This is a genomic window from Mycobacterium saskatchewanense, assembly GCF_010729105.1.
In the GTDB taxonomy this organism is placed as follows: domain Bacteria; phylum Actinomycetota; class Actinomycetes; order Mycobacteriales; family Mycobacteriaceae; genus Mycobacterium; species Mycobacterium saskatchewanense.
This window is the reverse complement of the sequence record NZ_AP022573.1, coordinates 3,006,148-3,031,745: the sequence shown is the minus strand read 5'-3', so window position 1 is coordinate 3,031,745 and position 25,598 is coordinate 3,006,148. Positions and strand designations below refer to the sequence as shown.

The 25,598-nt window shown below is 69.5% G+C and carries 20 protein-coding genes; 14 read left to right on the top strand and 6 right to left on the bottom strand.

Annotated features, from left to right (window positions below; genetic code table 11):
* Nucleotides 1-4 precede the first annotated feature (4 nt).
* Complete coding sequence (locus G6N56_RS29805) at nt 5-1,360, top strand: amidase (RefSeq protein ID WP_085255377.1); 1,356 nt, start codon at nt 5-7, stop codon at nt 1,358-1,360.
* A 145-nt stretch (nt 1,361-1,505) separates the two neighbouring features.
* The gene (locus G6N56_RS14160; RefSeq protein WP_085255378.1) at nt 1,506-3,056 is read left to right on the top strand and encodes an acetolactate synthase large subunit; all 1,551 of its coding nucleotides are present in this window, start codon (nt 1,506-1,508) and stop codon (nt 3,054-3,056) included.
* On the opposite strand, the gene G6N56_RS14155 is transcribed toward G6N56_RS14160, so the two are convergent.
* The 6 genes from G6N56_RS14155 to G6N56_RS14130 all read right to left on the bottom strand — a co-directional run bounded on the left by G6N56_RS14155 (nt 3,042) and on the right by G6N56_RS14130 (nt 13,563).
* Entirely contained in the window at nt 3,042-3,737 is a 696-nt protein-coding gene (locus G6N56_RS14155; protein WP_085255379.1) for a serine hydrolase family protein, read from the bottom strand. The two genes, G6N56_RS14160 and G6N56_RS14155, sit on opposite strands and share 15 nt — an antisense overlap.
* A 25-nt stretch (nt 3,738-3,762) precedes the next feature.
* Nucleotides 3,763-7,425, bottom strand: coding sequence for a PE family protein (locus tag G6N56_RS29475; RefSeq protein WP_163645121.1), 3,663 nt, complete (start codon nt 7,423-7,425; stop codon nt 3,763-3,765).
* Nucleotides 7,373-9,397 carry a PE family protein gene (locus G6N56_RS14145; protein WP_163645120.1) on the bottom strand — a complete coding sequence of 675 codons (2,025 nt, stop codon included), beginning with the start codon at nt 9,395-9,397 and terminating at the stop codon, nt 7,373-7,375. The genes G6N56_RS29475 and G6N56_RS14145 overlap by 53 nt, the downstream gene beginning before the upstream one ends.
* A 232-nt stretch (nt 9,398-9,629) precedes the next feature.
* Nucleotides 9,630-11,150, bottom strand: coding sequence for a long-chain-fatty-acid--CoA ligase FadD17 (gene fadD17, locus G6N56_RS14140; protein ID WP_085253857.1), 1,521 nt, complete (start codon nt 11,148-11,150; stop codon nt 9,630-9,632).
* Between the two features lie 108 nt (nt 11,151-11,258).
* The gene (locus G6N56_RS14135) at nt 11,259-12,356 is read right to left on the bottom strand and encodes an acyl-CoA dehydrogenase family protein (protein ID WP_085253858.1); all 1,098 of its coding nucleotides are present in this window, start codon (nt 12,354-12,356) and stop codon (nt 11,259-11,261) included.
* Between the two features lie 25 nt (nt 12,357-12,381).
* The gene (locus G6N56_RS14130; protein ID WP_085253859.1) at nt 12,382-13,563 is read right to left on the bottom strand and encodes an acyl-CoA dehydrogenase; all 1,182 of its coding nucleotides are present in this window, start codon (nt 13,561-13,563) and stop codon (nt 12,382-12,384) included.
* 190 nt (nt 13,564-13,753) lie between these two features.
* On the opposite strand from G6N56_RS14130, the gene G6N56_RS14125 reads away from it, so the two are divergent.
* The 12 genes from G6N56_RS14125 to G6N56_RS14070 all read left to right on the top strand — a co-directional run bounded on the left by G6N56_RS14125 (nt 13,754) and on the right by G6N56_RS14070 (nt 25,594).
* Nucleotides 13,754-13,945 (top strand): ferredoxin, encoded by a 192-nt coding sequence (locus G6N56_RS14125; protein WP_085253860.1) that lies wholly within the window; start codon nt 13,754-13,756, stop codon nt 13,943-13,945.
* 34 nt (nt 13,946-13,979) lie between these two features.
* Nucleotides 13,980-14,894, top strand: coding sequence for a 3-oxoacyl-ACP reductase (locus G6N56_RS14120; protein ID WP_085253861.1), 915 nt, complete (start codon nt 13,980-13,982; stop codon nt 14,892-14,894).
* A 234-nt stretch (nt 14,895-15,128) separates the two neighbouring features.
* Nucleotides 15,129-15,893: an MlaE family ABC transporter permease gene (locus G6N56_RS14115; protein ID WP_085253862.1), complete on the top strand. Its 765-nt coding sequence runs from the start codon at nt 15,129-15,131 to the stop codon at nt 15,891-15,893.
* Between the two features lie 18 nt (nt 15,894-15,911).
* Nucleotides 15,912-16,754 (top strand): MlaE family ABC transporter permease, encoded by an 843-nt coding sequence (locus G6N56_RS14110; RefSeq protein ID WP_085253863.1) that lies wholly within the window; start codon nt 15,912-15,914, stop codon nt 16,752-16,754.
* A 19-nt stretch (nt 16,755-16,773) separates the two neighbouring features.
* On the top strand, nt 16,774-17,976 hold the full coding sequence (locus G6N56_RS14105) for an MCE family protein (RefSeq protein WP_085253864.1): 1,203 nt from the start codon (nt 16,774-16,776) through the stop codon (nt 17,974-17,976).
* Entirely contained in the window at nt 17,976-19,028 is a 1,053-nt protein-coding gene (locus tag G6N56_RS14100; protein WP_085253865.1) for an MCE family protein, read from the top strand. Before G6N56_RS14105 ends, G6N56_RS14100 begins: the two co-directional genes overlap by 1 nt.
* Complete coding sequence (locus G6N56_RS14095; protein WP_085253866.1) at nt 19,018-20,082, top strand: virulence factor Mce family protein; 1,065 nt, start codon at nt 19,018-19,020, stop codon at nt 20,080-20,082. Before G6N56_RS14100 ends, G6N56_RS14095 begins: the two co-directional genes overlap by 11 nt.
* On the top strand, nt 20,079-21,506 hold the full coding sequence (locus tag G6N56_RS14090) for a virulence factor Mce family protein (protein ID WP_085253867.1): 1,428 nt from the start codon (nt 20,079-20,081) through the stop codon (nt 21,504-21,506). The genes G6N56_RS14095 and G6N56_RS14090 overlap by 4 nt, the downstream gene beginning before the upstream one ends.
* Nucleotides 21,503-22,684, top strand: a complete 1,182-nt coding sequence (locus tag G6N56_RS14085) for a virulence factor Mce family protein (protein ID WP_085253868.1) — start codon at nt 21,503-21,505, stop codon at nt 22,682-22,684. Before G6N56_RS14090 ends, G6N56_RS14085 begins: the two co-directional genes overlap by 4 nt.
* Nucleotides 22,681-24,402, top strand: a complete 1,722-nt coding sequence (locus G6N56_RS14080; RefSeq protein WP_085253869.1) for a virulence factor Mce family protein — start codon at nt 22,681-22,683, stop codon at nt 24,400-24,402. Before G6N56_RS14085 ends, G6N56_RS14080 begins: the two co-directional genes overlap by 4 nt.
* Nucleotides 24,402-25,103 carry an Rv1363c family protein gene (locus tag G6N56_RS14075; protein ID WP_085253870.1) on the top strand — a complete coding sequence of 234 codons (702 nt, stop codon included), beginning with the start codon at nt 24,402-24,404 and terminating at the stop codon, nt 25,101-25,103. The genes G6N56_RS14080 and G6N56_RS14075 overlap by 1 nt, the downstream gene beginning before the upstream one ends.
* Nucleotides 25,103-25,594: a mammalian cell entry protein gene (locus tag G6N56_RS14070; protein WP_085253871.1), complete on the top strand. Its 492-nt coding sequence runs from the start codon at nt 25,103-25,105 to the stop codon at nt 25,592-25,594. The genes G6N56_RS14075 and G6N56_RS14070 overlap by 1 nt, the downstream gene beginning before the upstream one ends.
* The last annotated feature ends 4 nt before the right edge of the window (nt 25,595-25,598 follow it).

Genomic DNA, 25,598 nt, shown 5'->3' with positions numbered 1-25,598 from the left:
GGCGATGTCCACCCCACCATGTACTGCAGTCGATCTGGCGCGTCGTGTGCGCGCCGGTCAACTCGATGCCGTCGACGTGACCACGGTCGCCCTCGAACGGATTGCCGGTGATTCCCGCGCTGCGGCGGCGTTTCGCCACGTCAGGCGGGAGGAGGCGCTCAGCGATGCAGCGCAGCTCGCCCGCCGCCCCGACCTGGGGGAACTACCTCTTGCCGGAGTGCCGGTGGCGGTCAAGGAAGTAGCGGCCGTGCGGGGCGAACACCTCCCGTGGTCCATGACGGGCGGTCGACGATTCGATTCTGACAGCGACATCGTCGAGCGTCTCCGAGCCGCGGGAGCAGTGATCATCGGAACGACTCGAACGCCGCAATCGTGTCTGTGGCCGATGACCGACGACCGAGACGCAATCGTCGCGAACCCGTGGGTATCCACCTGCACTGCAGGTGGATCATCAGGTGGTAGCGCGGCCGCGGTCGCTGCCGGCCTGGTTCCCCTCGCCCACGGCACCGACGCGTTCGGGTCTGTGCGCTCACCGGCCGCCATATGCGGAATAGTCGGATTCACACCAGGTTTGGGAACCGTTCCGGCCACGGACCGGGATCAATGGTCGGGCCTGTACACCCACGGGCCGCTGGCTACCACCGTTTCCGATGCGGCCTTGATGCTTTCGGTGCTAGCGGACAAACCCGAACTCGCCACCGTCGGTGCGGTCGGCGCGCTGCGCATCGCTCTCTCCCTACGGCCGCCAGGGTTCGCGCTCCCGATCCCGAAGGAATATCGCGCCGCCGCTGTGCGGACCGGCGACCTGCTCCGAGAGTCTGGCCATCGCGTCGTGCAGCACTCACCGCGCTACGGAAACATCGCTCCGGCGATGCTGGCCCGTTGGCTTGCCGGTCCCGGGCCCGGCGCCCCGGCTCCGGCTCGGCCCGAACCGCGTACTCGGCGACACCTACAGGCGGCAGCCCTCGTACGGTCTGCAGGACTGATCAGAGCGCGGCCACAACGCAAGTGGATCACCCGAGCGCGGGCATTCTTCGATCATCACGACGTGTTGATAACCCCCATGCTCGCGACGCTTCCGCCCCCGTCGAAGCGGTGGAGCGATCGAGCATGGCTTCCCAATGCGGTGGCGGCGGTTCGATTGACCCCTTTCCTGGGGCCGTGGGATCTCGCCGGCTTTCCAGCCATGTCGGTACCGATTGGGCGGCTGCCGACCGAGCCACCGATCGGTGTGCAACTCGTGGCACCCCCCGGCCGGGAGTCGTTGTTATTGGCGGTGGCGGCCCAGCTCGAGAGTCTCGATCCGTGGCCGCGCATCGCGGGTGATCCGTCGTCCGGCGGATCGCGGGCTTCGAGCTGATCGCTCGCGGCCATGCACGCAGCGGCACCGCTCGCAGGAAGCAGACGTAAAGTCCGTTTCGGCACCATCAGCCGATAACAACGCCGATGCGCGTTGTGGCCAGGTCGGACGTTGGGTCCGGTTATTTTCGGACGGGAGGACAAAGGTGAACGGCGCTCAGGCTTTGATCAACACCCTGGTCGACGGCGAGGTCGACGTGTGCTTCGCCAACCCCGGCACCTCGGAGATGCATTTCGTGGCCGCGTTGGACACCGTGCCGGGGATGCGTGGCGTGCTGACCCTCTTCGAGGGTGTAGCCACCGGGGCGGCCGACGGCTATGCCCGCATGGCCGACCGGCCGGCTGCGGTGCTGCTGCACCTGGGGCCCGGCCTGGGCAACGGGCTCGCCAATCTGCACAACGCGCGCCGGGCCCGGGTGCCGATGGTGGTGGTCGTCGGCGACCACGCCACCTATCACAAAAAGTACGACGCCCCACTGGAATCCGACATCGACGCGGTCGCCGGCACCGTGTCGGGCTGGATGCGCAGAACCGCCGACACCGGCGCCGTCGGCGCCGACGCGGCCGAGGCCATCGCCGCCAGTCGGTCTGGTTCGAAGATCTCGACGCTGATCCTGCCAGCCGACGTGTCGTGGACCGACGGGGCCCAACCCGCAGCGACGCCGACGGGGCGGCCGCCGGAAGCCGATCCGACGCTGGCCGTCGAGGTGGTGGAGGTGCTGAGGTCGGGGGAGCCGACGGTGATCATGGTTGGCGGGGATGCGACCCGTGGGCCGGGGTTGGCGGCGGCCGCGCGGATCGCGGAGGCGACGGGTGCCCGGTTGTTGTGCGAGACGTTCCCGGCGCGACTGGAACGCGGCGCGGGCGTGCCCGCCATCGATCGGCTCGCGTACTTCGCCGAGGCCGCCACGGCCCAGTTGGACGGCGCCAAGCATTTGGTGCTGGCCGGTGCGAAATCGCCCGTGTCGTTCTTCGCCTATCCCGGCATGCCGAGCGACCTGGTACCGGCCGGGTGCGACGTGCACCTGCTGGCCGAACACAGCGGTGCCGCCGAGGCTTTGATCGCGCTGGCCGACGAACTGGCGCCCGGGACCGAAGCGTCGGTAGCGGAGGCGTCGCGCCCGGAGTTGCCCACGGGTGCGCTCACGTCCGCGGCCGCGGCCGGGGTGATCGGGGCGCTGTTGCCGCAGGGCGCGATCGTCGTCGACGAGTCGAACACGTCCGGCCTGCTGCTGCCGCAGGCCACCGCCGGGTCACCGGCCCACGACTGGCTGACGCTGACCGGCGGGGCGATTGGCTATGGCATCCCGGCGGCGGTGGGCGCGGCGGTGGCGGCCCCGGACCGACCCGTACTCTGCCTGGAGTCGGACGGTTCGGCCATGTACACCATCTCCGGGTTGTGGACCCAGGCACGGGAGAACCTGAACGTGACGACCGTGCTCTACGACAACAGCGCCTACGACATCCTGCGAGTGGAGCTGCAGCGCGTCGGGGCCGGTTCCGCTCCGGGTCCGAAGGCGCTGGACCTCCTTGATTTGTCGCGGCCGACAATGGACTTCGTGAAGATCGCCGAGGGCATGGGCGTTCCCGGTCGGCGCGTCACCACCGCCGAGGAGTTCGCCGACGCGTTGCGTCACGCCTTTGCCGAGCCCGGTCCCCACCTCATCGACGCGGTGGTGCCGTCACTGTTCGGTTAGCGTCGGGAGGTGGCCGGCGAGCCAGTCGGCCATCGCGTTGACCGCATCGATTCCTGTCTCGAAGGAGTCGGCCTGCGCCGCCATCGCGACGCCGGCGTGCCCGGATGAGGTTGGTACGACAGCGAATTGCCGGACCAAGTAGCTCCCGTCGGTGCCGGGACCCCAACCGCCCTTGGCGGCAGCCCCTTTGGCGGCCAGGCCCCAGCGGTGGGTCGGGGTCAGGTTTCGCATCAGCTCGAGGACGGGGTCGGCGCCCTCGAGGTCGGGTAAGCGGGCGGCGAACTGCGCCTGGCGGCTCAGGGACCAGTGCGTCTGCCCGAACGGGGTGAAACCCTCGCGCAGCCGACGGGACTCGACCACCGTGTCGGTGTCACCGGAATCGACGAGAATAGCCCGCACCTTTTGTGCGGCGTCGGGGGGTGCGCCGAGTTGTGTCCACAAATGTTCGGCCGCCGGATTATCCGACTCGACGATGGCTTCGGTCGCCAGGTCAATTGCGCGTGGGCGGTCGTTGCGCAATGCCGCTATTGCGAGGGGAACTTTAATGGTTGACCAGGCAACTCCGGAGGACCACCGGCCAAATGAATACAATTCGGCTCCGGCGGCCACTGCAATTCCCATGGGGGGCGAATCCGCGGCTGACAGCTGTTCGAAGCTCGCCCGTGGCGCATGGTGTCGCATAGGGACTCGAGATTACAAGCGGTCCTCACCCGGCGCTGCCGTCGGCGCCTTGGCCGCCGCCGCTGCCGGCGCCGCCGGCCGCGCCGGTGCCGCCCTGGCCGCCGGCAACGCCGCCCGCACCGAGCACACTGAGACCGCCGCGACCACCGTCGCCGCCGGTACCGCTACCGCCCCCGGTGCCGCCGGTGCCCGCGGCGCCGCCCGCTCCGCCCCCGCCGCCCGTGCCGTTGCCGCCGGCACCGGGAGCGCCGCCGTTTCCACCGTTTCCACCGGTGCCGCCCGTGCCGCCGATCCCGCCGGTGCCGCCGGTGCCGCCCGTTCCGCCGTTGCCGGCCTGGCTGCCGGCACCGGCGCCGACGAGCACGTCGCCGCCGGCGCCGCCCATGCCGCCGTAGCCTCCGGTGGCACCGGTGCCGCCCTGGCCGCCGGCACCGCCTGCGCCGCCCGCACCGCCGCTGCCTCCGTTCGCGCCGCCGGCGCCTCCCGTGCCGCCGTGGCCTCCCGTGCCGCCTGTGCCGCCGGTGGCACCGGTGCCACCGTTACCGCCGGTGCCGCCGTTACCGCCGTGGCTGCCCAGACCGACGGCGACGCTTCCACCGGGGCCGCCGATGCCACCGGTGAGCCCTCCGCTCCCGCCGTCGCCGCCGGTGCCACCGTTGCCGGCGGTCCCGCCGCTGGTCCCCAGCAAAACGCCACCGCCGCCACCGCCGGCACCCCCAAGGCCGCCACTGCCGCCGTCGCCGCCGTCGCCGCCGCGCCCGCCGAGCACCGAGCCACCGCCACCGGCGCCACCCGTCCCGCCCGTGCCGAGTGGGCCGCCGTTGCCGCCGGTGCCACCGTTTCCGCCGGTCGGGTTGAGGCCGAGTGGGCTGCCGTAACCCGCCCCACCGGTTCCGCCCGTTTCCTGAGTGTTGGTCGCGTCGGTGCCCGCTCCGCCGTTGATCGACGACGACGTCCCCGCCGTGCCGGTGGGCGCCTGCGACAGCTGCAACTGAGGCAGCGAGTTTGCGCCCGCGGCACCGGCGCCCCCGTCACCTCCGGCGCCGCCCTTGCCGCCGTCGCCGCCGGCTCCCTCGGCGCCCATGGTGCCACCGGCCGCTCCCGGAATGCCGCCCCGTCCCGGGTCGCCGCCGTCCCCGCCGTTGCCGCCGGCGCCCCCGGTTCCGGCGTTGCCCGTTCCGGTCGCCCCGTTGCCGCCGTAGCCGCCCTTGCCCCCGTCGCCGCCCTGGCCGCCGGTCGCGCCAGTGCCGCCGGGGGCGCCGCCGTCGCCGCCCGTGCCGCCGCTGCCGCCGTTCGTGCCGGAGGTGCCGGTGCCGGTCAGGCCACTGGCGTCGTAGCCGTTGCCGCCGTTGCCGCCCGTGCCGCCGGTGCCGCCGCCGCCGTTGGAGCCCTCCGAGCCTCCGTTGGTGGTCGACCCAGCCGAGCCACCGTTGCCGCCGACTCCGCCGTCGCCACCATCCCCGGCGTTGGTCAGCAGCGTGCCGTCGGCGCCATCGCCGCCGGCGCCGCCACCACCGCCGGTGCCGCCGTTGCCGCTGTGGGCCCCGGTGCCGCCGGCCGCCCCTCCGATGCCGCCGTCACCGCCGCGGCCGCCGTCCGTGCCGGCATCGCCCAGAAGACCCAACGTGTTGGCGTCGTAGCCCTTGCCGCCGATCCCGCCGTTGCCCCCCGTGCCGCCGCTGCCGTTGGTGCCGTCGCTGCCGGCGGTGCCGCCGTTGGTCGCGCCGTGGGCGCCGCCCAGGCCGCCGTCACCGCCGTTGCCTCCGGCCCCGCCGTCGCCTCCCTTGGTCAGGCCGGTGACGGCATTGGACCCGCTGGCGCCGCCGCCCCCGGTCCCGCCGGTTCCGCCGTTGCCGCCTTGGCCGGACATTGCGCTCGTACCGCCGGCGGCTCCGCCGACGCCGCCGTCGCCCGCCTTGCCGCCGTCACCGCCGCTGAGCCCGGTGCCGGTAAGGCCGCTGGCGTCGAAGCCGCGTCCGCCGTCGCCGCCGTTGCCGGCGTTGCCGCCGTTGCCGTCGACGCCGTCAGCACCGGTACTGCCGCCGTTGACGATGGAGCCTGCCGCCCCTCCGGTGCCACCGTCGCCGCCGTTGCCTCCGTCGCCGCCTTGGCCACCGCCGATCAATGACGTGACGCCCTGGGTTCCGTTGGCGCCATCACCACCGGTTCCACCACCACCGCCGGTGCCGCCGTTACCGGCATGGGCGCCCGCACCGCCGGCCGCCCCGCCGGTGCCGCCGTCGCCGCCGGTGCCGCCGTCGGTGCCCGAGGTGCCCAACACCGCACTCAACGTCTTGGCGTCATACCCCTGGCCGCCGTCACCGCCGTTGCCGGCGTTGCCGCCGCTGCCGTTGGTGCCGTCACTGCCGGCGGTGCCGCCGTGGGTCGCGCCGTGGGCGCCGCCCTGACCGCCGTCACCGCCGTTACCGCCGTTACCGCCGTCGCCTCCCTTGGTCAGGCCGGTCAACGAGTCGGCCCCGTTGGCGCCATCACCCCCGACCCCACCGGTGCCGCCGTTGCCGCCGGCACCCGAGGTCGCGCCCGCACCGCCGGCCGCCCCGCCGACCCCGCCGGCCCCGCCGGCCCCGCCATTGGTGCCGGACGTTCCAGCCAGCGCATTCGTCGCGTCAAAGCCCTGACCGCCGTTGCCGCCGTCACCGCCGCCACCGCCGCTGCCATCGGTGCCGGTGGTGCCGCCATGGGCGGCGCCGGCCGCGCCCCCGTCGCCACCTAGGCCACCGTTGCCCGCGTTGCCCCCGTCCAGGCCGTTGAGTAAGGCGCCGTTGGCGCCATCACCACCGGCGCCACCACCACCGCCGGTGCCGCCGTTACCGGCGTGGGCGCCGGCGCCACCGGCATCACCTCCGACGCCGCCGGCCCCGCCGTTGCCGCCATCAGTGCCGGCATCGCCCAACATGCCCAACGTGTTGGCGTCGTAGCCCTTGCCGCCGTTCCCGCCGTCGCCGGCGTTGCCGCCGTTGGCGTTGGTGCCGTCGCTGCCGGCGGGGCCGCCGTTGGTCGCGCCGTGGGCGCCGCCCTGACCGCCGTCACCGCCGTTACCGCCGGCCCCGCCGTCTTGTCCTTTGGTCAGGCCGGTCAACGAGTCAGCCCCGTTGGCGCCGCTGCCCCCGACCCCACCTGCTCCGCCGTTGCCGCCGGCACCCGAGGTTGCGGTGGCCCCACCCGCGGCCCCGCCGACCCCGCCGTTACCGCCGTTGCCGCCGTTGGTGCCCGCTTGGCCGGGTGCGGTCAACGCACTGGTGCTCGCGTCATACCCCTGGCCGCCGACCCCGCCGTCACCGGCGTCGCCGCCGCTGCCGTCGACACCAGAGCTGCCGCCATTGGCGGTCGACCCGCCAGCCCCGCCGGCCCCGCCGTTGCCGCCCGCACCGGCGTTGCCCGCATTGGTCAGCACCGTGCCATCAGCGCCATCACCACCGGTTCCACCACCACCGCCGGTGCCGCCGTTACCGGCATGGGCGCCCGCACCGCCGGCCGCCCCGCCGGTGCCGCCGTCGCCGCCGGTGCCGCCGTCGGTGCCCGAGGTGCCCAACACCGCACTCAACGTCTTGGCGTCATACCCCTGGCCGCCGTCACCGCCGTTGCCGGCGTTGCCGCCGCTGCCGTTGGTGCCGTCACTGCCGGCGGTGCCGTGGTCGCGCCGTGGCGCCGCCCTGACCGCCGTCACCGCCGTTACCGCCGTTACCGCCGTCGCCTCCCTTGGTCAGGCCGGTCAACGAGTCGGCCCCGTTGGCGCCATCACCCCCGACCCCACCGGTGCCGCCGTTGCCGCCGGCACCCGAGGTCGCGCCCGCACCGCCGGCCGCCCCGCCGACCCCGCCGGCCCCGCCGGCCCCGCCATTGGTGCCGGACGTTCCAGCCAGCGCATTCGTCGCGTCAAAGCCCTGGCCGCCGTTGCCGCCGTCACCGCCGCCACCGCCGCTGCCGTTAATACCCGCGGTACCCGCATGGCCGCCGTTGGCGGCCCCGGAGGCCCCACCGGTGCCGCCGCCACCCCCTAGGCCACCCTGTCCTCCGGCACCACCATCGGTCAGGGTTGTGCCGTTGCTCCCGCCGCCCGCGTTGCCGCCGTGCCCGCCGCTTGTCCCGGCTCCGCCGCGGCCGGCCGTGCCGCCGACACCGCCCGCGGCCCCGCCCGTGCCACCCGCCCCCCCGGCTCCGGCATCCCCACCGTTGCCGCCCGTGCCGGTGAGACCGCCGCCGACCAGGCCGGTGGCGCCTTGCCCGCCGTTGCCGCCCTGGCCACCGGCGCCCCCGGCGCCGCCATCACCGGCCACACCACCCGGCACGGCGGCGCCGCCCTGGCCGCCCTGTCCACCATGCCCGCCGGTGCCGCCGCCGAAGCCGGAGAGACCGGTGCCGTCGACTGGCGAAAGCCCGTTGAGACCGGTGCCGCCCGCTCCGCCAGCGCCACCGGTGCCGCCCGCTCCCACGCCGCCGCCTGGCCCCGCCGCGCTGAACAGCTGGCCGGCCGCGCCGCCGGCGCCGCCTATGCCCGCGGTGCCACCGTTCCCGCCGGTGCCGCCGGTTCCGCCCGTGATCGCGGGAGTGGTGCCGATCAATCCGACGCCGTCCCCGCCCGTGCCGCCCGTACCACCGGTACCGCCGACCCCACCGGCGCCCCCCGGGCCACCCTGGCCGAACAAGAGGGCGCCGTGACCCCCGGCGCCACCAGCGCCGCCGTTGCCACCCACGCCGCCGTCCGCCCCCAGCGCGCCGGCCGTGGCGGCGGCGTCACCGGTGCCACCGGCGCCGCCGCTCCCACCGGTTCCACCGGCCCCTCCGCTGCTGAGCCAGCCGCCTCCGCCCCCGTTGCCGCCATGACCGCCGTTGCCCGCGGCGCCGCCAGCGCCGTGGGGGCCACCTCCATCGAGGCCGGTCGTGCCGGTTCCGCCGGCGCCGCCGTTGCCGCCGGCGCCGAACAGCAGCTCGCCGGCGCCGCCGTTGCCGCCGGTGCCACCTCCGTAGCCCCCCATACCACCGGGGCCGCCGCCGCCGAACAGCCATCCGCCGCTGCCGCCGTTGCCCCCGGTGCCGGCGCCGGCGCCACCCATGCCGCCGGCCCCACCGACGCCGAAAAGCAACCCGCCGTTGCCGCCGTTGCCACCGGCGGCGCCGCCGCTGCCGCCGGCGCCGCCCACGCCGCCGTTGCCCCACATTCCGGCGGATCCGCCGTTGCCGCCGTTCTGTCCGCTGACACCCGCGGCACCGTTGCCGCCGTTTCCGATCAGCAGCCCGCCGTCACCGCCACGCCCGCCGGGCGCGGTGGCATTGGTGCCGTTTCCGATCAGCGGGCGCCCGAAGAGCACTTCCGTCGGCAGATTGATCAAGTCCAAGGCGCCCTGCAACGGCGATATGTTGAACGCGTCGGCGCCGGCATACGCCGCGGCGCCGGAAGCCAGCGTTCGCACGAACTGGTCATGAAATGCGGCTGCCTGCCCCGCCAACGCCTGGTAGCCCTGGGCATGCTCGGAGAACAACGCCGTGATGGCCGCCGAGATCTCGTCCTCGGCCGCCGACACCAAATTTGTCGTCGGTGCCGCGGCCGCCGCGTGGGCGCGGGCGACCATCGAGCCGATGCCTGCCAGATCCGTTGTCGCCGCGGTAATGAGGTCCGGCGCAGCAACTAAATACGACATTCAATCCCTCGCGCTACTGTGTTCCGCTCTGACTGAAACCGGCGACGTTAGAACATTTCCCGGCAGTTACATCTTTGTTAGACAGGCGTTAAACAGCAAGCATCGGTTCGTTCCTATGTTGAAAATTTCGTTTTTCAAATGCCAAACGGTGCTGCGAGACGACAAACATTGAATTCATTTGTCGCACCGGGATCGCGAGGAAATCCAGCTATGGGAGGCAGCTAATCGGGGATTATCGCAATTCGCGTATCGGCCATACCGGATCGCCGCAATCGACTCCCTCGGCCGACAACTGACGCTTGAGCACCTTGAAGGTGGCCGTTCGTGGAAGCTGAGCGCTCACGCGCACATACGACGGCCACTGCTTCGGTCCCAAGTCCGGTTGCTCGGCCAGGAAGGTGCGGAACTTCTCCGCGTCGAACCGCAGCCCCGGCGCCAGCACCACCGCGGCCATCACCTGGTCGCCGACAACGGGATCGGGCACGGGGTATACCGCCACCTCGCTCACGTCGGGAAACCGCAGCAGCACCCTCTCGATCGGCGCCGAACCCAGGTTCTCGCCGCCGACCCGCATCCAATCACCCAGCCGTCCAGCGAAATACGCGAACCCCGCGTCATCGCGGTAGGCCAGGTCACCGCTGTGGTAGATGCCTCCGGCCATCCGCTCGGCCTCGGCCGCCTCGTCGTTGTAGTAACCCTCGAAGCGCCCTGCGCCCGCCACGTTCACCAGCTCGCCGATCACACCGGGCGGACACGGCTTTCCGGACTCGGGGTCGACGATCTCGATGCCCTCGGGCAGCGGGCCCAACGCGCCCGGCGGGGTGTCCGGTGTGCGGGCGATCGCCACGCCGCCCTCCGTCGACCCGAAGCCATCCTGGACCACGCAACCGAACCTGCGCCCGAAGCGCTCGATGTCGCCGGGCACGCCCTCGTTGCCGTAGACCGCCCGCAGCGGATTGTCAGCATCGTCCGGCCGCTCCGGCGTGGCGAGCACATACGACAAGGGCTTGCCGACGTAGTTCGCGTAGGTGGCGCCGTAGCGGCGAACGTCCACCAGGAAATTCGACGCGGAAAACTTGCGCCGCAACGCCATCGAGCCCCGGCAGGCCGCCGCTACCGACCAGCCCACCAACACGGCGTTGGAATGGAACAGCGGCATCGACACGTAGCAGACGTCTTCAGGGCCGAGCTGGAATCGCTGCGCCATCATCGCCCCGGCGACGGCCACCTTGCCGTGGCTGACCTTCACCGCCTTGGGCTCACCGCTGGTGCCCGACGTGAAGATCAACATGAACAGGTCCGCGGGAGACGCGGACCGGAAGCGTGCCTCGGCGTCGCGGTGCCCGGCCACCTTGTCGGCCCACTCGCGGGAATCGACGTTCACGTGCTCGATACCGTCCAGCGGGGCAGCCGAATTCGCATCGGCCAACACCAATTGGCAGTCGGCGCGCGCGATGTCGCGGGCCAGCGCGGCGCCGCGGCGCACCGGGTTGAGCCCCACGGGCACGATCCCCGACATCCCCGCCGCCACCAGCATCGCGGAGAAGAACGGGCTGTTTTCCAATAGGACGCCGACATGCGGCGGTCGCGACGGGTCGAGCCGCTCGCGCAGCGTCTCTGCGATCGCCGCACCGTGCCGGACGTGGTCGCGCCAGCTGGTGAAGGAGTCTTCAAAATAGATTCCGCGATCGTCGATCTCGGCCAGCGGTACCAGCAGCTCGGTGACCGTGAGGTCGGTTGCCCCGCTAAACACGATGGCCCGACTCCTCCTCGGTCCGTTGCACGGACCGCATCGTCGCCGGGCTAAACACGATGGCCCGACTCCTCCTCGGTCCGTTGCACGGACCGCATCGTCGCCGGGCTAAGCAGGGGTGTCCGCCAGTTCGCGGCCAATGCGGCGCAGCTGGCCGGTGGCACCGCCGAGTGCGAACTCCGCCTCCTTGGCGGCCAGGAAGTAGCGGTGTACCGGGTGATCGGTGTCGACGCCGACGCCGCCGTGCACGTGCACGATGGTGTGCGCGACCCGGTGACCCGCGTCGGCGGCCCAGAACGCCGCGCTCGCCACGTCGATCTCGGCGGGGATGTCCTCCGAGACCCGCCACGCGGCCTGGGTGAGCGTCAGCCGCAAGCCTTTGACGTCGATGTACCCGTCGGCCAGCCGCTGGGCCACGGCCTGGAAACTGCCGATCGGGCGGTCGAATTGCTCGCGCTCGCGGGCATATTCGGCGGTCAGCTGGAGTCCCCGCTCGAGCACGCCCAACTGAAACGCGCTGCGGCCCAGGGCGGTGAGGGTGTCGAGCCACACGACGACCTCGGGGCCACCCAGCAGACGGCTTCCGCTCACCTCGGTGCCCTCCAGCGCCAGGTGCCCGACGCAGCCCAGCCCGGTGGTCTCCATGGGCGTCACCGAAACCCCCGGATCGTCGGCGGTGACCACGAAGACCGCAGAGCCGGAGTCCGTTTCGGCCGCGACCAGGAAGGCGTCGGCCACCGGGCCGAAACCGACCTGGGTTCGGGTGCCGGTGAGGCGGTAGCCGTCACCGGCGCGGGCGGCCTGCACCGGACCCTCGCCCATCTCGCCCAAAACCGCGACCGTGACGATCTTTTCACCCGCGACGGCCGGCGCGCCCCAGCTCTGCTGCAGCTCGTCCGAGCCGAACCGGGCCAGGGCGCCGGCACCCAGCATCACCGATTCCAGGTAGGGCACCGCGGCCAGCCGATGGCCGAGCGCCACCAGCACGGCGACCTGTTCGAGGAGTCCGAAACCGTCACCGCCCAGCGACGCCGGCGAGGCGCTGGTCAGGATGTCGGCGTCGACGAGCTTGCGCCACAGGTCGCGGTCGAAGCGGTGCTCCAGACCGTCCAGCTCGCGCTGGTGCTCGGGCGTGCACACCGCATCGACAATGCTGTCGACCAGGTTTCCGAGGTCTTGGGCGGCTTCGGTGGTGGTGAAATCCATGGTGTCGGTCCTTAAGAGAAGAGGTTCAGCGGTTGGCTCGCGGCAGGCCCAGCGCCACCATGCCGATGATGTCGCGCTGCACCTCGTTGGTACCGCCGCCGAAGGTCAGGATCAGGCAGGCGCGGTGCATCCGCTCGACCCGGCCGCGCAGCAGCGCGCCCGGCGAATCCTGGCGCACCGTCGCGGCCGTGCCCAGCACCTCCATCAGCAGCCGGTAGGCCTCTGTGGCCAGCTCGGTGCCGAACACCTTGGCCGCCGAGGCGTCCGCCGGCGACAAATTCTCGCTCGCCGCCGACGCCAGCTCCCAGTTGATCAATTTGAGGACCTCGGCCTTGGCATGCACGCGGGCCAGGTTGATCTGAACCCACTCCGAGTCGATGAGCCGCGCCCCGCTGGCGTCCTTGGTGTGTTGCGCCCACTCACGGACCTCCCGCAGGGCCACGATGATCGGTTGCGCCGACACCAGGGCGACCCGCTCGTGGTTGAGCTGGTTGGTCACCAGCTTCCAGCCGCCGTTCTCCTCGCCGATCAGGTTGGTCACCGGCACCCGCACGTCGGAGTAGTAGGTGGCGCTGGTGTCCGGGCCGGCCATGGTGTGCACGGGCGTCCAGGAGAAGCCCTCGGCGGTCGTCGGCACCACCAGCATCGAGATCCCGCGGTGTTTCTTGGCTTCGGGGTTGGTGCGGACCGCGAGCCACACCCAGTCGGCGTACTGGATTAGGCTGGTCCACATCTTCTGGCCGTTGATGACGTAGTCGTCGCCGTCGCGGACGGCGGAGGTGCGCAGATTGGCCAGGTCGGTGCCCGCTCCGGGCTCGGAGTAACCGATCGAGAAGTGCAGGTCCCCGGCGGCGATCTTGGGCAGGAAGAACTTCTTCTGCTCATCGGTGCCGAAGGCCATGATCGTCGGCGCGACGCTGTTGATCGTCAGAAACGGCACGGGAGCACCGGCGATGGCGGCCTCGTCGGTGAAGATCAGCGAGTCCATGGGGGAGCGGTCCTGGCCGCCGTACTCCTTGGGCCAGTTAAGGGTGAGCCACCCGTCCTTACCCATCTGGGCGACGGTCTCGCGGTACACGTTGCCGATCCCGATCTCGCCCTGTGTCGAGCTCAACGCCTCGCGGCGCTCCGGTGTCATCAGCGTGGTGAAGTACGACCGCAGCTCGCGACGCAGCTCCTCCTGTTCGGGGGTGTAACTGATGCGCATTTCAGCCGTCCTTCATATTGAGTTCGTTCCACGTCACAAGCCGCACCGCAACCAACGGCTACCCGTTCGCCTTCCCGGTTGTAACACGTTCTAGTCTGTGAATCCAGCGACCATTTCCCCCGCGGCTTCGGGGCCCTATGGTGGACCTGCATACTGACGGAACGAGACGGCCATCTTCTAGGAGGGTGCTGTGCGCGTGATCGTGGACCGTGACCGGTGCGAAGGGAATGCGGTGTGTCTGGGGATCGCGCCGGATATCTTCGACCTGGACGACGAGGACTACGCGGTCGTGAAGCTCGACCCCATCCCCGCAGACCAGGAGCAGTTGGCCGAGCAGGCGATCGCAGAATGCCCACGCGCGGCTCTGCTGCGTCAGGACTAGAGCGCGGCACCGAAAGACTAGAGGTATTCATAAATTGACTAGCAGCACGAACGCGACCGATCTCTCCGGGAAGGTCGCGGTGGTGACCGGTGCGGCCGCGGGACTGGGTCGGGCAGAAGCGCTCGGCCTGGCTCGGCTCGGGGCGACGGTCGTCGTCAACGACATGGCCGCCGGCCTCGACGGCTCCGACGTCATCGACGAGATCAACGCCGCCGGTTCGAAAGCGATCGCGGTGGCCGGCGACATCAGCCAGCGGTCGACCGCCGACGAGTTGGTCGCCACCGCCGACGGGCTCGGCGGGCTCGACATTGTGGTCAACAACGCCGGGATCACCCGCGACCGCATGCTGTTCAACATGTCCGACGAGGAGTGGGACCAGGTGATCGCCGTGCACCTGCGCGGCCACTTCCTGCTGACCCGCAACGCGGCCACCTACTGGCGCGCCAAGGCCAAGGACGCCGGCGGATCGATCTACGGCCGGATCGTCAACACGGCCTCGGAGGCCGGTCTGGTCGGCCCGGTGGGTCAGGCCAACTACGGCGCCGCCAAGGCGGGCATCATCTCGCTGACCCTCACCGCCGCGCGGGCACTGGGCCGCTACGGCATCTGCGCCAATGCCATCTGCCCCCGGGCCCGCACCGCGATGACGGCCGACGTCTTCGGCGCCGCGCCGGAGGTGGGTGAGGGGCAGATCGACCCGCTGTCACCCGAACACGTGGTCAAACTCGTGCAGTTCCTGTCGTCCCCGGCGTCGGCCGAGGTCAACGGTCAGGTATTCATCGTCTATGGTCCCCAGGTGACGCTGGTTGCGGCACCGACCGCCGAGCATAAGTTCAGCGCCGAGGGGGCGGCGTGGGACCCTGCCGAACTTAGCGCGACGTTGCAGAAATACTTTGCTGGGCGCGATCCCGAAAAGAACTTTTCCGCGGTCGGGCTGATGGAGCAATAGCGGCCTACCGCCGTATGACCGGAGGGAAATCTGAGGTAGAACGTGTGTCAGATTGATAACGGCACAACGGTCCTGACCTGCAAATTAACGCTTCTGATACGGAATTCGTGTTCATTGACACCGTGAAGTCCATCTGAGTTAATATGATCCGGCTCACACCGAGCCGCAAGCGACCGAAGGCAATGCAAAGGCGGCACATAGGCTTCGCCGCGAGCAGCAGAGGGGGGTGCGGAGTTGATCGAGCAACTCGCGGTTCCCGCCCGTGCTGTCGGCGGGTTCTTCGAAATGATGATCGACACCGGCCGTGCGGCGTTCCGCCGGCCGTTCCAGTTCGGGGAGTTCCTGGAACAGACCTGGATGATCGCCCGGGTGTCCCTGGTGCCCACGCTCCTGGTGTCCATCCCGTTCACCGTCCTCGTGGCGTTCACCCTGAACATCCTGCTCCGCGAGATCGGCGCCGCCGACTTGTCCGGCGCGGGAACGGCATTCGGCACCATCACGCAGTTGGGGCCGGTGGTGACGGTGCTCGTGGTGGCTGGGGCGGGCGCGACCGCGATCTGCGCCGACCTCGGGGCGCGCACGATCCGCGAAGAGATCGACGCCATGCGGGTGCTCGGCATCGACCCGATCCAACGGCTCGTGGTCCCGCGCGTGCTGGCGTCCACCGTCGTGGCGCTGTTGCTCAACGGCCTCGTCTGTGCGATCGGCCTGTCCGGCGGATACGTGTTCTCCGTCTTCCTTCAGGGCGTCAACCCGGGTGCTTTCATCAACGGGCTGACCGTGCTCACCGGGCTGCGGGAACTGGTTCTCGCCGAGATCAAAGCGCTGCTGTTCGGCGTGATGGCCGGGCTGGTCGGCTGTTACCGCGGCTTGACGGTCAAGGGCGGCCCCAAGGGCGTCGGAAACGCCGTGAACGAAACCGTCGTCTACGCGTTCATCTGCCTGTTCGTCATCAACGTCGTGATGACGGCCGTCGGTGTCCGAGTCACGGCCAAGTGATGAGCAGGTGAACCCGCGATGAGCTACGACCTCACCTACCGGCTGCGCAACGCGGTCTCCAAGCTGCAGGGGCCGGTCGACGACTTCGGCGAGCAGGCATTGTTTTTCGGCGAAACCCTGCGCTATATCCCCAACGCGCTCACCCGGTACCGGAAGGAGACGATCCGCAACATCGCCGAGATGACCCTGGGTGCGGGCGCTCTGGTGATGATCGGGGGAACTGTCGGTGTCGCGGCTTTCCTGACGCTGGCATCCGGCGGGGTCATTGCGGTGCAAGGCTATTCGTCCCTGGGTAATATCGGTATCGAGGCGCTGACCGGGTTCTTGTCCGCCTTCCTCAACGTGCGCGTCGTCGCCCCGGTGATCGCGGGTATCGCGCTGGCGGCCACCATTGGCGCCGGCGCCACCGCGCAGCTCGGTGCCATGCGGGTATCCGAGGAGATCGACGCCGTGGAATGCATGGCGGTGCACTCGGTGTCGTACCTGGTCTCGACCCGGCTGATCGCGGGGCTCGTCGCGATCATTCCGCTCTACTCGTTGTCGGTGCTCGCCGCCTTCTTCGCGGCGCGCTTCACCACGGTCTACATCAACGGGCAGTCCAAGGGTCTCTACGACCATTACTTCAATACCTTTCTCATCCCGTCCGATCTGCTGTGGTCCTTCCTGCAGGCCATCGTGATGTCCATCGCGGTGATGCTGATCCACACCTATTACGGCTACAACGCCAGCGGCGGCCCGATCGGGGTCGGCATCGCAGTGGGTCAGGCCGTGCGGACCTCGCTGATCGTCGTGGTCGTCATTACTTTGTTCATCTCGCTCGCGGTATACGGGGCGTCCGGTAACTTCAACCTCTCCGGGTGAAGGGGGACCCCTCAAAGACATGGCAGACGGCGGATCGCGACGCACGAGTGTCCGGCTGGCAGCTGCGCTGCTGGCCAGCCTGATCGTGGCGTTCGCCGCCCTCACTTACCTTTCCTACACAGCGGCTTTCGCCTCGGTCGACACCGTCACCGTGTCGGCTCCCCGCGCGGGCCTGGTGATGGACAAGGGCGCCAAGGTCAAGTACCGCGGCGTTCAGGTCGGGAAGGTCGAGGCCATCGACTACGCCGCCGACCAGGCGCGGTTGACGCTGGCGATCAGCAGCGACGACATGCATTTCATTCCGTCCAACGCGACGGTTCGCATCGCCGGCAACACCATCTTCGGCGCCAAGTCGGTAGAATTCATTCCGCCACAGACCCCTTCGCCGACCTCACTGCGCCCGGACGCGCACGTCGCGGCCTCGGCCGTGGCGCTGGAGGTCAATACGCTGTTCCAGTCCCTGATCGACCTGCTGCACAAGATCGACCCGGTGGAGCTGAACGGGACCCTGAGCGCGCTGGCCGAGGGGCTGCGCGGTCACGGCGACGACGTTGGCGGGGTGCTCGCCGGCCTGAACACTCTGGCGCGTCAGGCTAATCCGAAGCTGCCCGCGCTGCAGGAGGACTTCCGCAAGACCGCGATCGTGACGAACAGCTACGCCGACGCCGCCCCGGACCTCAACACCATCTTCGACAACCTGCCGACGATCAGCAGGACCGTGGTGGACCAGAAGAGCAACCTCAACGACACACTCTTGGCGACGATCGGACTGGCCAACAACGCCTATGAGGCGGTGGAGCCGGCCGAGCAGAACTTCGTCGACGCCATCAACCGGCTGCGGGCCCCGCTCAAGGTGGCCCACGACTATTCGCCGGAACTCGGCTGCCTGTTCGCGGGCATCGAGCGCGGCATCAAGGAATTCGCCCCCCTGCTCGGCGTTCGCAAGGCGGGCCTGTTCACGTCGTCGAGCTTCGTGCTGGGCGCGCCGGCCTACACCTATCCGGAATCCCTGCCGGTCGTCAATGCCTCCGGCGGCCCGAACTGCCGTGGGTTGCCCGATATTCCGACCAAGCAGACCGGCGGCTCGTTCTACCGTGCGCCGTTCCTGGTCACCGATAACGCCAACATCCCGTACGAGCCGTTCACCGAGTTGCAGTTCGACGCGCCCTCGACGCTGCAGTTCCTGTTCCACGGCTCCTTCGCGGAAAGGGACGACTTCTGATGGCGGCCTCGGGGATGCCGTCGCACCGCTCGATGGTGATCAAGGTCGGCGCGTTCACGGTGGCGATGCTCCTGGTCGCCGCGGGCCTGGTGATCGTCTTCGGTGACTTCCGCTTCGGCGCGGAAAACACCTACCACGCGACCTTCACCGACGTGTCCAAGCTGAAAGCCGGGCAGAAGGTCCGCATCGCGGGCGTGCCGGTCGGTGCCGTGTCCGGCATCAAGCTCAACCAGGACAACACCATTGACGTGAAGTTCGGGGTCGACCGGCGCTACACGCTGTATTCCTCGACGCGGGCGGCGATCCGGTACGAAAACCTCGTCGGCGATCGGTTCCTGGAGATCACGTCGGGGCCCGGGGAGCTACGCAAGCTCCCGGCGGGCGGCACCATCAACTCGCAGCACACCCAGCCTGCGCTGGACCTCGATGCGTTGTTGGGCGGGTTGCGACCGGTGGTGAAGGGCCTGGACGCCGACAAGGTGAACACGATCAGCAGTGCCGTCATCCAGCTGTTGCAGGGCCAGGGCGGGGCGCTGTCTGACGTGCTGTCCAACACCAGCGCCTTCTCGACGGCGCTCGGCCAGCGGGACCAACTCATCGGCGACGTGATCGCCAACCTCAACTCGGTGCTGGGCACCATCGACCACAAGAGCGCGCAGTTCTCGGCCAGCGTTGACCAACTGCAGCAGCTGATCACCGGACTGGCCAAGAACAAGGACGACATCGCGGGGGCGATCCCCCCGCTTGCGTCGACCACGACGGATCTCACGGAGCTGCTGAAGAACTCGCGACGGCCGCTCCAGGGCATCATCGAGAACACCCGCCCGCTGGCGACCGAGCTGGACAACCGCAAGGCCGAGGTGAACAACGACGTCGAGCAGCTGGGCGAGGACTACCTGCGGCTGGCCGCGCTGGGGGCCTACGGCTCCTTCTTCAACATCTATTTCTGCTCCGTGACGATCAAGATCAACGGGCCGGTGGGCGGCGACATCCTGCTCCCCCTGGGTGGCCAGGTCGATCCGAGCAAGGGGAGGTGCGCTTTTGTCAAATAACCCGAAGCGCGAACGCGATCCGCTGCGCACCGGCATCTTCGGTGTGGTCCTGGTGGTCTGCGTCGTGCTCATCGCGTTCGGCTATGCGAGCCTGCCGTTCTTCCCGCAGGGCAAAACGTACGAGGCGTATTTCAGCGATGCCGGCGGCATCAAGGGCGGCAACTCCGTGTATGTGTCCGGCTTCAAGGTCGGCAAGGTGCAGTCGGTCAGCCTGGCCGGCGACAGCGCGAAGGTGACCTTCAACGTCGATCGCCACGTCGTGATCGGAGACCAGTCGCTCGCCGCTATCCGCACCGACACCATCCTCGGCGAGCGCTCGATTTCGGTGACCCCGGCGGGCGGCGGCCGGGCCACCACCATCCCACTCAGCCGCACGACCACCCCGTACACGTTGGCCGGCGCGCTCGAGGACCTCGGTAACAACGCGAACAACCTGAACAAGCCGCAGTTCGAACAGGCCCTCAACGTCCTCACCGACACGCTCCACGACGCCACCCCGGAACTGCGCGGAGCCCTGGACGGCGTGACATCGCTGTCGCGCACGCTGAACCGACGCGACGAGGCATTGCAAGGCCTGCTGGCGCACGCGAAGTCGGTGACCTCGGTGTTGGCGCAGCGCGCGGAGCAGGTCAACAAGCTGGTCGACGACGGCAACGAGTTGTTCGCCGCGCTCGACGAGCGGCGGGCCGCGCTGGGCCAGTTGATCTCGGGCATCGACGACGTCTCGGCGCAGATCTCCGGGTTCGTGGCCGACAACCGCAAGGAATTCGGACCGGCCCTGTCCAAGCTGAATGCGGTGCTGGACAACCTCAACCAGCGTCGGGACTACATCACCGAGGCGCTCAAACGGCTACCGACCTATGCCACCGAGCTGGGCGAGGTGGTGGGCTCCGGACCCGGGTTCAACGTCAACGTCTATGGCGTGATCCCGGCGCCATTGCTCGCGGCGATGTTCGACTTCTTCTACCAGCCGGGCAAGCTGCCGGCCAGCCTCGCCGACTACCTGCGCGGGCTGATCCAGGAACGATGGATCATCAGGCCCAAATCGCCATGATCAGACGGATTTCCGGAAGCAGTGGCCTGCGCTACGCCACCATCATCGCGCTCATCGCGGTGCTGGTGGGGGGCGTGTATGTCCTGTCGTCGCAAGGCAACAACCGGAAGATCGTCGGTTACTTCGCGTCGGCCGTCGGGCTCTACCCCGGAGACGAGGTGCGCATCCTCGGGGTGCCGGTCGGTTCGATCGACACCATCGAACCGCGGCCGTCGGACGTCATGATCACCATGTCGGTGTCCAAGGACGTCAAGATCCCCAAGGACGCGAAAGCCGTCATCATCTCGCCAAACCTGGTGGCGGCCCGCTTCGTTCAGCTCACCCCCGCCTACACCGGAGGGGCTGTCCTGCCCGACGGGGGAACGATCGACCTGGCCCGCACAGCGGTGCCGGTCGAATGGGACGAGGTGAAGGAGGCGCTGACCCAGCTGGCTGTCCAGCTCGGTCCGACGACCGGATCGATGCAGGGGCCGCTCGGCGCGGCGATCAACCAGGCCGCAGACACATTCGACGGCAAGGGCGACTCGTTCCACAACGCGCTGCGCGAGCTCTCGCAGGTCGCGGGCCGGCTCGGTGATTCACGCGGCGACATCTTCGGCACGGTCAAGAACCTGCAGGTGCTGGTCAACGCGCTGTCGAAGAGCAACGAACAGATCGTGCAGTTCGCCGGGAACGTCGCCTCGGTATCGCAGGTGCTCGCCGACAGCTCGCGACATCTCGACAACACGCTCGGCACGCTGAACAAGGCGCTCTCGGACATCCGGGGCTTCCTGCACGAGAACAACTCGACGCTGATCGATACGGTCAACCAGCTCAACGACTTCGCGCAGACGCTGAGCGATCAGAGCGAGAACATCGAGCAGGTGCTGCACGTGGCCGGGCCCGGCATCGCCAACTTCTACAACATCTACGACCCGGCGCAGGGCACACTGAACGGGTTGCTGTCGATACCCGAGTTCGCCAACCCGGTGCAGTTCATCTGCGGCGGATCGTTCGATACCGCCGCCGGCACAAGGGCTCCCGACTATTACAAGCGCGCCGAGCTCTGCCGCGAGCGCCTGGGCCCGGTGCTGCGCCGGCTGGCGGTGAACTACCCGCCGGTGATGTTCCACCCACTCAACACGATCACCGCGTACAAGGGCCAGATCATCTACGACACGCCCGAGACGAAGGCCAAGGCGGCCACCCCCATCCCGCAGCTGACCTGGATTCCCGCGAAGGGCACTCAGCCGCCGCCCACCGAGAATCCGACTGACCTGCAGGCTCTGCTTGTCCCGTCGGCCCCACAAACCGGGCCAGCGCCCGGTCCGCCACCCGCCGGCGCGGTTCCCGGCCCGAACCCCGCGTTCGGGCCGTTGCCGGGGCCGCCGCCGAACGCGGCACCCAGCCCGCCCGCGCCGCCCGATCAGGAGGGCGGCGGATGAGCCGAATCTGGCTGCGCTGCGGCGTTTTGACGGCCGCCGGCGCGCTGCTGGCCGGTTGCCAGTTCAGCGGGCTCAACTCGCTGGTGATGCCGGGCACCGCGGGCCATGGCGGCGGTGCCTACTCGATCACCGTCGAATTGCCCGACGTGGCGACGCTGCCGCAGAACTCGCCGGTCATGGTGGACGACGTCACCGTCGGCAGCGTGGCCGGCATCGCGGCCGAGCAGCGGGCCGACGGATCCTTCTACGCCGCGGTGAAACTGGCGCTGAACGGGAATGTCGACCTGCCGGCCAACGCAACAGCGACGGTGGCCCAGACCTCGCTGCTGGGTTCGATGCACATCGACCTCGCCCGCCCGAAGGGCAAGCCTGCGACCGGCAAACTGACCGACGGTTCGAAGATCCCCGAATCGCGCACCGGCCGGTATCCCACCACCGAGGAAGTGCTCTCGGCCCTCGGCGTCGTCGTGAACAAGGGCAATGTCGGCGCGCTCGAGGAGATCACCGACGAGACCTATCAGGCCGTCGCGGGTCGGCAGGACCAGTTCGCCGACCTGATGCCGAGGCTGGCGGAGCTGACGGGCGGGCTCAACCAGCAGGTCAACGACATCATCGACGCGGTCGACGGGCTGAACCGATTCTCTGCCACGCTGGCGCGCGACCGGGACAACCTGGGCCGGGCACTGGACACGCTGCCCGATGCGATCCGGGTGCTCAACAAGAATCGCGACCACATCGTCGAGGCGTTCTCGTCTCTCAAGCGGCTGGCGCTGGTGACATCCCGCGTCCTGGCCAAGACCAAGGTGGATTTCGCCGAAGACCTCAAGGACCTGTACTCGGTCGTCAAGGCCCTCAACGACAATCGCAAGAACTTCGTCACCTCGCTGCAGCTGCTGCTGACGTTCCCGTTCCCGAACTTCGGCATCAAACAGGCCGTGCGAGGCGACTACCTCAACGTGTTCACCACGTTCGACCTCACCCTGCGCCGGATCGGTGAGACGTTCTTCACCACGTCCTACGCGCTCGATCCGAACATGATGCACATGAGCGAGATCCTGAACCCCCCCGACTTCCTGACAGGTGAACTCGCCAACCTGTCGGGGCAGGCCGCCGATCCGTTCAAGATTCCGCCCGGCACCGCCTCGGGTTCGGAAGCGCAGCAAGGGGCGGCACGATGATCGACAAACTCACTCGGATCCAGCTTTCGATCTTCGCGGTGATCACTGCGGTCACGCTGGCCTTGATGGCCATCTTCTACCTGCGGCTGCCCGCCACGTTCGGGCTCGGAACCTACGCCGGCACTGCCGATTTCGTCGCCGGCGGCGGGCTTTATCAGAACGCCAACGTCACCTATCGCGGCGTCGCGGTGGGGCGGGTCGAGTCGGTGGGCCTCAACCCCAACGGGGTCACCGCCACGATGCGGCTGAACAGCGGCACCGCCATCCCGTCGAACGTCACCGCCACCGTCAAGAGCGTGTCGGCGGTCGGCGAGCAGTACATCGACCTGGTGCCGCCCAGCCTGCCGGCAACGGGCAAGCTGCACAACGGCTTCCGGATCGATCGGCAGAACACGCGGATCGGTCAGGACGTCGCCGACTTGCTGAAGCGGGCCGAGACGCTGGTCAACAGCCTCGGGGATACGCGCCTGCGTGAGCTGCTGCACGAGACCTTCGCCGCGGCCAACGGATCGGGTCCCGAGCTCGCCCGGCTGTTCGAGTCGGCGCGGCTGCTGGTGGACGAGGCCAACGCGAACTACCCGCAGATCTCGCAGCTGATCGACCAGGCCGGGCCGTTCCTGCAGGCGCAGATCCGCGCCGGCGCCGACATCAAGTCCCTGTCGGACGGGTTGGCGCGGTTCACCTCCGAGGTCCATCAGGCCGACCCGCAGCTGCGCTCGACACTGTCGATTGCTCCCGGCGCGGCCGACGAAGCCAGCACCGCGTTCTCCGGCATCCGACCGACGTTCCCGGCGCTGGCGGCGAGCCTGGCCAACCTCGGCCGGGTGGGCGTGATCTACCACAAGTCCATCGAGCAACTGCTGGTGGTGTTGCCGGCGCTGTTCGCCGCCATCACGACGGCCGCCGGCGGTGTGCCGCAGGACGAGGGTGCCAAGCTCGACTTCAAGCTCGACCTGAACGACCCGCCGCCGTGCGCCGTGGGCTTCCTGCCGCCGCCCTTGATGCGCACGCCGGCCGACGAGACCTTGCGGGAGCTCCCGAGGGACATGTACTGCAAGGTCGCCCAGAGCGACCCGAGCACCGTACGCGGCGCGCGCAACTATCCGTGCCAGGAATTCCCCGGCAAGCGGGCGCCCACGATTCAGCTCTGTCGCGACCCGAAGGGATATGTGCCGGTGGGCCGCAACCCGTGGCGCGGTCCGCCGGTGCCCTACGACACGCCGGTGACGAACGGGCTGAATGTGTTGCCACCGAACAAGTTCCCGTACATCCCGCCGGGCGCCGATCCGGATCCGGGCACGCCCATCGCCGGGCCGCCCCCGCCCGGCGTGGTGCCGGGGCCCGGCCCGGCGCCGCACCAGCCGGCGTTCGACCCGCCGCCGCCCAACGACAGTGGGCCCCCGCCCGGCAACCCGTCGTGGATGCCGCCTAATTATCCGCCGGTCCCACCCCAACTTCCGTATCCGAAGTGGCTGCCGCCGCCGGCCCCGCCGGAGGGGATCAATCCGCCGCCGGCGGGTCCGGGACCCGAGAAACCGTGGGGGCCGCCTCCGGGCTCGCAGCCGCAGGCCAGCGGGCCGGCCTACACCACCTACGACCAGAGCACGGGAGCGTTCAGGGACCCGGCAGGAGGCACTGGTATTTTCGCGGCCGGCGCGAGTGGCGCGTCCAGTGCCGAGAATTGGGTGGACCTGATGCTTGATCCAAGGCCTATGTAGTGACGGATCGACAGACGACGACGCAGCGCGTCCGTCGCCGGGCCTCCCGCGCGGCGGGCCCGGCCACGAGCGAGGCCGCCGAGGCCGCAACGGTCGCCGTCGACGTCGCGCCCAAGCCGGCGGTCAAGACCGCAGCCAAGGGCGGTAAGCAGCTCAAGCCCGTCAAGCCGCCCCCGCGCCGGCGGCCGCATCGCGCCCTCGTCGCCTCGATCGCGTTCGCCACCGGCCTGCTGGCGATCGGAGCGCTGGCCGCCTGCGTGGTCGCGCTCGTCGGCCAGCAACGGCACGCCGACGCCGAACAGGCGCGCGACCAGCGCTTCGTCGACACCGCCACGCAAACCGTGGTCAACATGTTCAGCTACAAGCAGGACAACATTGACGACAGCGTGAACCGGTTCTACAACGGCACCAGCGGCCCGCTGCGTGGGATGCTGGGCGCCAACAACAACATCGAGAACCTCAAGAGCCTGTTCCGTTCCACCAACGCGACATCCGAGGCGGTCGTCAACGGCGCCGCGCTGGAGGGCATCGACTCGGTCACCGACAACGCCTCGGTGCTGGTGTCCGTGCGCGTCACGGTCGCCGACATCGACGGGGTCAACAAGCCGTCCATGCCGTATCGGCTGCGCGTCATCGTGCACGAGGACGAGTCCGGGCGGATGACCGGCTACGACCTGAAGTACCCGGACGGGGGTAACTGATGCGCTTGCGGCGCTGGGTGATCGCCGTGTTGGGCGTCCTGATGGTGGCGGGCATCGTCGGTCTGTCGGCGACCGCCGGGTGGTTCTACTGGGACCGGGTGGTGACGCGCGACGAACAAGCCGCGCGGGCGGAGTTGCCCGGGCTGGCCGCGAAGCGGATACCCGAGGTCTTCGCCTACGACTACCAGACCGTCGAACGCAGCCTCGCCGACGCGTACCCGCTGCTGACGCCCGACTATCGCCAGGAATTCAAGAAAAGCGCCAATGCGCAGATCATTCCGGAGGCGAAGAAGCGCGAGGTCGTCGTTCAGGCCAACGTCGTCGGCGTGGGAGTCATGTCGGCGCACCGGGATTCGGCGTCTGTGATGGTTTACATGAACCGCACCGTGACCGACAAGTCGCGTCAGCCGCTGTACGACGGCAGCCGCCTGCGGGTGGACTTCAAGAAGATCGGCAAGCAGTGGCTGATTAATTACATCACACCGATCTAGCGGC

Excerpts from the sequence above, each read along its gene's own strand:
- G6N56_RS29805 (WP_085255377.1), top strand. The coding sequence starts at position 5 with ATGTCCACCCCACCATGTACTGCAGTCGATCTGGCGCGTCGTGTGCGC.
- G6N56_RS14155 (WP_085255379.1), bottom strand. The coding sequence starts at position 3,737 with ATGCGACACCATGCGCCACGGGCGAGCTTCGAACAGCTGTCAGCCGCG.
- G6N56_RS14145 (WP_163645120.1), bottom strand. The coding sequence starts at position 9,397 with ATGTCGTATTTAGTTGCTGCGCCGGACCTCATTACCGCGGCGACAACG.
- G6N56_RS14135 (WP_085253858.1), bottom strand. The coding sequence starts at position 12,356 with ATGGATTTCACCACCACCGAAGCCGCCCAAGACCTCGGAAACCTGGTC.
- G6N56_RS14130 (WP_085253859.1), bottom strand. The coding sequence starts at position 13,563 with ATGCGCATCAGTTACACCCCCGAACAGGAGGAGCTGCGTCGCGAGCTG.
- G6N56_RS14110 (WP_085253863.1), top strand. The coding sequence starts at position 15,912 with ATGAGCTACGACCTCACCTACCGGCTGCGCAACGCGGTCTCCAAGCTG.
- G6N56_RS14105 (WP_085253864.1), top strand. The coding sequence starts at position 16,774 with ATGGCAGACGGCGGATCGCGACGCACGAGTGTCCGGCTGGCAGCTGCG.
- G6N56_RS14100 (WP_085253865.1), top strand. The coding sequence starts at position 17,976 with ATGGCGGCCTCGGGGATGCCGTCGCACCGCTCGATGGTGATCAAGGTC.
- G6N56_RS14090 (WP_085253867.1), top strand. The coding sequence starts at position 20,079 with ATGATCAGACGGATTTCCGGAAGCAGTGGCCTGCGCTACGCCACCATC.
- G6N56_RS14085 (WP_085253868.1), top strand. The coding sequence starts at position 21,503 with ATGAGCCGAATCTGGCTGCGCTGCGGCGTTTTGACGGCCGCCGGCGCG.
- G6N56_RS14080 (WP_085253869.1), top strand. The coding sequence starts at position 22,681 with ATGATCGACAAACTCACTCGGATCCAGCTTTCGATCTTCGCGGTGATC.
- G6N56_RS14070 (WP_085253871.1), top strand. The coding sequence starts at position 25,103 with ATGCGCTTGCGGCGCTGGGTGATCGCCGTGTTGGGCGTCCTGATGGTG.